Source organism: Bartonella sp. EBT8 (assembly GCF_055796165.1).
In genome coordinates this window covers 1-2,027 of sequence record NZ_JBTTDJ010000056.1, presented here as the reverse complement: position 1 = coordinate 2,027, position 2,027 = coordinate 1, and the positions used below count along the sequence as shown (strand labels likewise).

General features: G+C 41.9%; 2 protein-coding genes and 2 pseudogenes. All 4 read left to right on the top strand.

Features of this window, described 5'->3' with window-relative positions; translation table 11 throughout:
- Positions 1–181 (top strand): annotated as a pseudogene (locus AC0QT4_RS08960) (hypothetical protein); the annotation flags it as partial.
- Between the two features lie 86 nt (positions 182–267).
- Positions 268–1,392 (top strand): N4-gp56 family major capsid protein, encoded by a 1,125-nt coding sequence (locus AC0QT4_RS08955; protein ID WP_473201324.1) that lies wholly within the window; start codon positions 268–270, stop codon positions 1,390–1,392.
- 23 nt (positions 1,393–1,415) lie between these two features.
- Positions 1,416–1,796 (top strand): hypothetical protein, encoded by a 381-nt coding sequence (locus AC0QT4_RS08950; RefSeq protein ID WP_473201323.1) that lies wholly within the window; start codon positions 1,416–1,418, stop codon positions 1,794–1,796.
- A 10-nt stretch (positions 1,797–1,806) separates the two neighbouring features.
- Positions 1,807–2,027: pseudogene (locus tag AC0QT4_RS08945) on the top strand (hypothetical protein); the annotation flags it as partial.

Below are 2,027 nucleotides of genomic sequence, written 5' to 3'. Positions count from 1 at the left end.
TGCAGCGCTTCAAAGCAGGCAGAATTCAGCGAAGACTCTAACGGCATCAGGTGGAGGAGGAAGTACAGGACCAATCACTTTACAAACCATTGGTGATATGTCCGATAAAGAGTTTGGGGAATGGTATAGCCGACCGAAAAATCAAGTTATTTTTAATAAACTTATGGGTTGGGAAGGCTAATGATGATTGAGACGTAACGATATAATCCATGTGTTTTTTCGCCGGCTTTTAAGCCGGTTTTTTTACAGCAAAGAAAGGTGAGATAAATGGCAATAACACATATTCCTATTAATGATGCGCAGGCGATTAAAGCTTGGTCCAAGAGGTTAAATTATGAATCATCAAAAGCGCTTGATATTGAACGTTTAATGGGAGAAAGTTCCAATAGTATTATACAGGTCAAAAATGAACTGAGGAAAGAAGGGGGAGATTGCGTAACCTTTAGCTTACGAGCTCAGATTATGGGGCGTGGTGTAAGCGAGGGTGAAACGCTTAAAGGGAACGAAGAAGCGCTCCAATTTCTTCATGACAAATTATATATCAATGAATTGAATCATGCTGTTGCAACGAAAAACAAAGGCACGATTGATCAACAACGTATTTCGTTTAGTTTACGTGACGAAGCCCACAAGTCATTGGTTGATTGGTTTGCCGATCGCATGAGTTTGATGTTTTTTCTTCAAGTATGTGGCTATACCGCACCTACCATTAAATTTGAAGAACGTGAAATTTATCTTGATGAATTGTATTACGGCTTTAATGCACCTTTGGCGCCAAGTAGTAAGCGCATTGTCCGCCCCGATGGCAAAACCAAAGATGAAGATGTCAAAGAGCTAGCAAAGCATGGCTTTAATCTTAAGTTGATTGATGAAGCGGTCAAAGTTGCGAAGTTGGCAAATCCGAAAATCAGACCTGTACGCGTTGATGGTTCCTATGTTTATGTCTTGTATCTCCATCCTATTCAAGTGATGCAATTGCGTACCAACACAGAAACGGGTCAGTGGCTTGATATTCAGAAGGCAGCTTATACCGGATCACGTGCTAAGAACCCAATTTTTGATGGCTCTTTAGGCATGTATAACGGTGTGGTTTTACGTGAATCTGAACATGTAACCCATGGTGTGAAGTCTACTGGTGGTGCTGAAGAGAATGTGCGTCGTGCTGTTTTGCTAGGAGCACAAAGTGTCATGTTTGCCTTTGGAGCAGAAAATAACGATACGCGCTATCACTTGGTTGAAGAGCTCGATGATTATAAACGGATCTATGGTGTTGCGGCTAAAACGATCTTAGGCATGAAGAAAACGCGTTTCCAGATGCCTGGGAGAGGGCAACATGCGCAAGATTTCGGAACAGTGGTTATTTCAACATGCACAGGCGAAAAGCCTTCTTAAAGATTTAGGAAAGGAAAAAAGATATGACAAGTGGACTACCATCACCTTTACAAGGCAGAAATCTTTGCACACAACAGGTGAGTTTTTTGCGTTTGAATATCACGCATAAAGATAAGGATTTGACACGCAAGATAGGGACCTTGCCTCGTGGCGCGATGATCCTTTCGATTAAAGCGTTTGTGAAGACAGCGTTTACGGATGCGAAATTAAAGATTGGCAGCACCTATGGAGGCAATGAATTCACTGAAAAGGATATCAAAGCCCAAGGGACGCAAGATTTTGCCTCCACCAATCAAAAAGAGTTTGTCCCTTATGATGAAGAGCTTACGCTTTATGCAACACGAGACAAAACAACAGCTGCTGGTGAGTGCGTTGTGGTCGTGCAATTTGTGACTAATCGTTAAGAGAAGCCTGATGTCACGTCATTATATAAGGATAAGGACGGGTGGACCGATACAAGAGCGGCAAGATGTTTTTCGTCATAGGGGAACCTTTGCAAGGCTTGTATCGGTTATTCAGGATGAGATTGATGATGTCACGGATGAGTATATTCCTCAAATACAAGAAAGTATTTTTGCCGCCATTCGGTTTTGTGAACGGGAAACCTTTTACTTTAATGAAAGCCGTGATGTTAC

Excerpts from the sequence above, each read along its gene's own strand:
- AC0QT4_RS08950 (WP_473201323.1), top strand. The coding sequence starts at position 1,416 with ATGACAAGTGGACTACCATCACCTTTACAAGGCAGAAATCTTTGCACA.
- AC0QT4_RS08955 (WP_473201324.1), top strand. The coding sequence starts at position 268 with ATGGCAATAACACATATTCCTATTAATGATGCGCAGGCGATTAAAGCT.